The organism is Psychrobacter sp. FME13, from assembly GCF_014861395.1.
Taxonomy (GTDB): domain Bacteria; phylum Pseudomonadota; class Gammaproteobacteria; order Pseudomonadales; family Moraxellaceae; genus Psychrobacter.
The window spans coordinates 1-5354 of record NZ_RRYV01000185.1 but is presented as its reverse complement, the minus strand read 5'-3'; the positions used below and the strand labels follow the sequence as shown (position 1 = coordinate 5354).

5 protein-coding genes are annotated in these 5354 nt (G+C 40.8%); 2 read left to right on the top strand and 3 right to left on the bottom strand.

The window, feature by feature from the left end:
* Nucleotides 1–222: 222 nt before the first annotated feature.
* The 3 genes from dps to EI164_RS14385 form a co-directional block, all read right to left on the bottom strand.
* Complete coding sequence (gene dps / locus EI164_RS14395; protein ID WP_192520614.1) at nucleotides 223–705, bottom strand: DNA starvation/stationary phase protection protein Dps; 483 nt, start codon at nucleotides 703–705, stop codon at nucleotides 223–225.
* 229 nt (nucleotides 706–934) lie between these two features.
* On the bottom strand, nucleotides 935–1714 hold the full coding sequence (locus EI164_RS14390) for a tRNA(His) guanylyltransferase Thg1 family protein (RefSeq protein ID WP_192520613.1): 780 nt from the start codon (nucleotides 1712–1714) through the stop codon (nucleotides 935–937).
* Between the two features lie 49 nt (nucleotides 1715–1763).
* On the bottom strand, nucleotides 1764–2216 hold the full coding sequence (locus tag EI164_RS14385) for an ATP-binding protein (protein ID WP_192520612.1): 453 nt from the start codon (nucleotides 2214–2216) through the stop codon (nucleotides 1764–1766).
* A 283-nt stretch (nucleotides 2217–2499) separates the two neighbouring features.
* Here EI164_RS14385 and uvrB point away from each other — a divergent pair, with 283 nt between their 5' ends.
* Nucleotides 2500–4611: an excinuclease ABC subunit UvrB gene (uvrB, locus tag EI164_RS14380; protein ID WP_192520611.1), complete on the top strand. Its 2112-nt coding sequence runs from the start codon at nucleotides 2500–2502 to the stop codon at nucleotides 4609–4611.
* A 252-nt stretch (nucleotides 4612–4863) separates the two neighbouring features.
* Entirely contained in the window at nucleotides 4864–5247 is a 384-nt protein-coding gene (locus EI164_RS14375; RefSeq protein WP_225739323.1) for a hypothetical protein, read from the top strand.
* The last annotated feature ends 107 nt before the right edge of the window (nucleotides 5248–5354 follow it).

Genomic DNA, 5354 nt, shown 5'->3' with positions numbered 1-5354 from the left:
AGTAAGGCGTTGCTTATTTTTTTCAATGTTTTCTCAATTCTATACAGCCCCTAGCTTAGATTTTTTTAATAAATAGTTTTATCTGTCTAAAATATTGTTAATCACAAAAACTACAAGCATAAAAAAGGTCGCCACGTTTGGCGACCTTTTTATATTTTAAATTTACGTTTCAAACGTTCAGTAAGTTGTCTGCTCGTTGCTTATTAGAGCTACTCACTGAAGTTACTTACTAGGAGCATTCGCACCGATGAACCATGCATCTTTATCGATAATGCGACTGGCTTCTGTAAATAGATCAGCGGTGTCTTCATCACCTGCATCACCAGCGGTAGCAATGGCTTTTCGTAGCGTTTCGGCCACTTTTTTATAGCGGCTAGTTAACTCACGCACATGTTGATTAACTTCGGTAATATCGGTTGGGTAATCGTCTAGGATTGACTCTTTCACGACACGGCTTGCCAAACCGTTTGGCTGACCACCTAGGATTACGATGCGTTCAGCGATAGTATCTGACACTTCAAGGATACGCTCTGATGTTTCATCTAGCAATTGATGCACGCCGATGAAACCTTTGCCTTGTAGGTTCCAATGACATTGTTTGCCATCTAATGTTAAATCAATAACGTTAGCCAAATTTGCATTTAGTAGTTTTACCATTTCACTGGCAGTTTCGTCTGATATTCCACTTGCGTAACGTTCTCTCATGACTTACTCCGTTATATTTTAATTTAATTTGATGTGTCACTTTTTCTTATTGGTTTATCTATAATGGTACTGCGTTAGCACTGATATTTATAACTGACAGTGCTTGTTGATTCGTTATAAATAATAGCAGCTTAAATGGTTATTAGAACCCTCAAGCGTTAGGCTTTGTTGAGTGGTCGTGTAAAAGGTTTGTTAAGCATGAAAAGCTTTGTAAAAATAAGTGCTTAATTTATACAGATTGTATCGTCAAATCAGTTGGTAATAATTTTGTGATAAAGGCATCATATTCTTCGCCAAGCGGTAAATCTGTATTTGCTATTAATACACGGCGTTGCGTAATGGTTGAGCTGTTGCTCTTAGGGTTAAAGCCAGTCTTATTGACTTCTGTAAAATATATACCTGTCCCACGTTTTTGCCAGTTGGGGAGTTCGTTATAGTTAATACCGTGCTGATAAAGGAGTTCGTGCTTGTCTTTTAACGCCTTACCTGCCATTTGCTTTGTCGCCGAATTGGCGTCTATACCTTGCTTACGCAATAACCAGTAACAGTGAGCATTTAGACTATTGCGATGAGCATCTTCTTGCCGCCATCGAAAGTACTGTTGCACTAATGATGTATTGGGTAGTTGTGAGACTCTAGCGTCAAAACTTGCTAATTGTCCATGAGTAACACTGAAGAAGCCACTGGCTTCACCTGCCAGTACTGAATTAATTTTACGAATTTTGCGTTTAAATGTGTCTTCTGTAGGATGAAGTAATAATGATATCTCGTCACTCTGGGTATAGCCATAAATGATATTGAAGCCGCAGCTCATTAGGTGCTTTGTAGTGGCTACCATTAACTCATGAAAACGAGTGTCAAAAGGAGCATCAAGTTGCCAAGTCTCTTTTGTTTTTTTGGTAAAGCCGCGTCCATCTAAACGTACAACAACAAACATCTCTGGCATAACACAAAGGTCATGAGCAGTCTCGTACACTCGTAGGCGAGTATCTAACTCTTCAAAACGCATAAATCTCTCAATAGTAATTGATGAATAGTGTGCTCGGTAAATAAACGGCTTAGTAAACTGGGTTTTCCAAATTTTCTGTGATACGAAAACTATCATGGCCGACAGTTACCGTAAATATTTTATTAAAACCTTCTTCAAAGTAGGGGCGTTGCATCTTCTTAGCCGTACCTTTGACGCCAACCTCAGGAACTTTTGCTTTGCCTGTACGATTGTTATTACGTACTAAGGCGTCTTTAAATGGACAGTCAAAGTAATAGGCGATAACGGTAAAGTTTGCTGCTTTTGCCGCGCGGATATAGTCGGCACGCTCTGCCGATGTTGCGTTGGTCTTATCAATGACTACTTGAGTTTTAGTGGCAAGACAAGCTTCAAAGAGTCGCTGCAATCTGTGATTGGTATTGAGCATATCTTTGTTTAAGCGCAAATGGCTGTGAAAAAACTGGCGCTGATAAAAGGTGGATTTTCCAGCACCTTGGATACCAATAAACAGAATAAGTTGCATAGAGCTATAAAGCCTTAGTTGTCATAAAATATTATCATATTTCTTAACCGTCTTAATTGCTACCTTTATCCGCAAAACTATTAAACAGATGCTGGGTTAACTTATAAAGCGTACCTTAAACCTTGTGGTGGTTGATTTTTTTATCGCAAATCATTTGATTCTTAAGTTTTAAATTAATACGAATTAACAGTATTTTAGCTAAAGGACAAGTCTCATGCTTGTCCTTTAAAAACCAACCCTCAGACCCCATATTGTTATAAACATCTAGAATAAGAAATCTATTATGCGAATGCCTGAACCGCGCTCATCGCGTCAGTTAAATCAATTGGCCACTCAGCTTCAAGGCGAAGCTGAAATTAGTGGTGTCAATGCGTCAGGGACGCAAATATCAAGTCGTGCCTTTGAGATGGTCACTGATTTTGAGCCAGCAGGTGACCAGCCGCAAGCGATTAAAAAGCTGGTCAATGGTATCAACTCCGATATGGATGAGCAGTTGCTATTGGGTGTGACCGGTTCTGGTAAAACTTATACCATGGCGAAGGTTATCTCTGAGACGCAGCGTCCAACCATTATCATGGCGCATAACAAGACACTTGCGGCTCAGTTATATGGCGAGTTTAAATCGTTTTTTCCTAATAATGCGGTTGAATATTTCGTCAGTTATTATGACTACTATCAGCCTGAGGCTTATGTTGCGGCAAGTGACACCTTTATCGAAAAAGACAGTGCCATTAATGATCATATTGATCAGATGCGTCTGTCAGCCACGCGTGCTCTATTAGAGCGTCGTGATGCGATTATCGTTGCGTCAGTATCTTGCATATATGGCTTGGGTGATCCTGAAAGTTATCTAAAAATGCTATTGCATGTCGTTGTGGGTGATAAAATAGACCGTACGGCGACGATTAAACGTCTGGTTGAAATGCAATATATGCGTAATGAATTGGATTTTGAACGTGGCACGTATCGCTTGCGCGGAGAGTTGCTAGATATCTATCCTGCTGAGTCTGAACAACTGGCAGTTCGTGTGCATTTATTTGATGATGAAGTAGAGAAGATTACTTGGTTTGATCCATTAACGGGCAAGACGGTACGTAGTGTGCCGCGTATTACCATTTATCCAAAATCGCACTATGTAACCCCGCGTAACAAGCTAGAAGCTGCCAGTCATACCATACGCGAAGAGCTAGAGCCACGATTGGAGTACTTCCGCGAAAACAACAAGCTGATTGAAGCGCAGCGTCTCAAAGAACGTACTCAATATGATCTTGAGATGATACAGCAGCTCGGCTACTGTAACGGCATCGAAAACTACTCGCAGCATCTCTCTGGTCGTCCTTCAGGGGAAGCGCCGCCGACGTTATTTGATTATATTCCAGAAGATGCATTACTGTTCCTTGATGAGTCACACGTGACCGTATCGCAAATTGGCGCGATGTATAAGGGCGATAGATCACGCAAAGAAAACCTAGTCAACTACGGCTTTCGTTTACCAAGTGCGATGAATAATCGTCCGATGAAATTTGAAGAATGGGAGCGCATCAAGCCCAAGACTATCTACGTGAGTGCCACGCCAGCGTTATATGAGTTAGAGCACAGCGAGCAAGTCGTTGAGCAGGTCGTACGGCCAACGGGTTTAATTGACCCTGAGATTGAGATACGTCCTGTATTGACGCAAGTTGATGACGTGTTATCAGAGATTACCAAACGCCGTGAAAAAGATGAGCGTGTATTGATTACTACATTGACCAAGCGCATGTCAGAGGATTTGACCAGTTATTTAAAAGAGTACGATGTCAAAGTCGCCTATCTGCATTCAGATATTGATACCGTCGAGCGTATGCAGATTATTCATGAGTTACGTACAGGCGTGCATGATGTGCTGGTTGGTATTAACTTGCTGCGCGAAGGTTTGGATATGCCTGAAGTGTCGCTGGTAGCGATATTTGATGCTGATAAAGAAGGTTTCTTGCGTTCTGAGCGTTCACTTATTCAGACTATTGGACGAGCAGCGCGCCATTTAAATGGTAAAGCCATTCTGTATGCTGATCGCATCACCAATAGTATGCAAAAGGCGATAGACGAGACCGATCGTCGCCGTGAAAAGCAAATAGCCTTTAATATCGAAAATAATATTACACCGAAGGGTGCGCGCCGTAGTATCACGGATAAAATCGATACCGGTGACGATAATAATGCTAATGACAATCAGGTAATTCCAATCAAGAGTAACCTGCCTGATGTGGATATCAGTATTTTACGCAGTCCTGATTTGCTGGCCAAAGAAATCAGTCGCCTTGAGAAGCAGATGAAGCAGATGTCGCGTGACTTGAAGTTTGAGGATGCGGCGAAAACGCGCGACAAAGTATTAGAATTGAAAGCACATTTAATCTAAGGTGTGAGTTGGCTTTTACTGAATATTAGAGGAGATGAGTCGCATATTCTGTGGCTCATTTTTTATGCATCGTTTGCTATAATCAATAAAGTTTAAGTAACAGTGAAATCGGGTTTTACCAACATTAAACGCAGTTTTACACATTACCCCTTAACAAACATCCGTCCTTCTAATACGATAAGCAAACACAGCGTATAGCTGTCTTTGGTTCATCAAGATCAAAAAATATTAGATAATAAGGACATAATTATAATGGACGTTAAAGCATTATTTAAGAAGGGCATAGAAAAACAATTACTCGATGTAGATGACTATATATTTAAGCCGGAGCTGATAGAGATGACGGTTGAGGAAGGGGAGTTGACCTGCGTGCTAAACAGTGATGGTAGTGTCAATATTTTCTATACTAAGGCAGGAATCACTGACGTCAGAGCTGCGGCTCGAAAGCACCCTTTTACTTCTTTTTCTACTGAGCTACATCATGGAATTTACGATGACGTCATCGACGATGTAGTAGAGAATGTAAATGATATTATAGACAGTCACTCTAAGTATTTCCGTCGCAGCAAAGTTTTATCTACTACACCAGCTTTAGGCGGTGGTGATGCTATCATTACAGAAGCTGATAAATATTAGAGACTGGATCTAACCGATTTTGATAAAAAAAGGCCAGATTATCACTGATAATTGAACCGACCCCCATAAGTTGGACACAACTTATGGGGTATTTTTATGCGTTACGA

What these genes read in the sequence shown, in the direction of transcription:
- dps (WP_192520614.1), bottom strand. Translation starts at nt 705, where the DNA reads ATGAGAGAACGTTACGCAAGTGGAATATCAGACGAAACTGCCAGTGAA.
- EI164_RS14390 (WP_192520613.1), bottom strand. Translation starts at nt 1,714, where the DNA reads ATGCGTTTTGAAGAGTTAGATACTCGCCTACGAGTGTACGAGACTGCT.
- EI164_RS14385 (WP_192520612.1), bottom strand. Translation starts at nt 2,216, where the DNA reads ATGCAACTTATTCTGTTTATTGGTATCCAAGGTGCTGGAAAATCCACC.
- uvrB (WP_192520611.1), top strand. Translation starts at nt 2,500, where the DNA reads ATGCGAATGCCTGAACCGCGCTCATCGCGTCAGTTAAATCAATTGGCC.
- EI164_RS14375 (WP_225739323.1), top strand. Translation starts at nt 4,864, where the DNA reads ATGGACGTTAAAGCATTATTTAAGAAGGGCATAGAAAAACAATTACTC.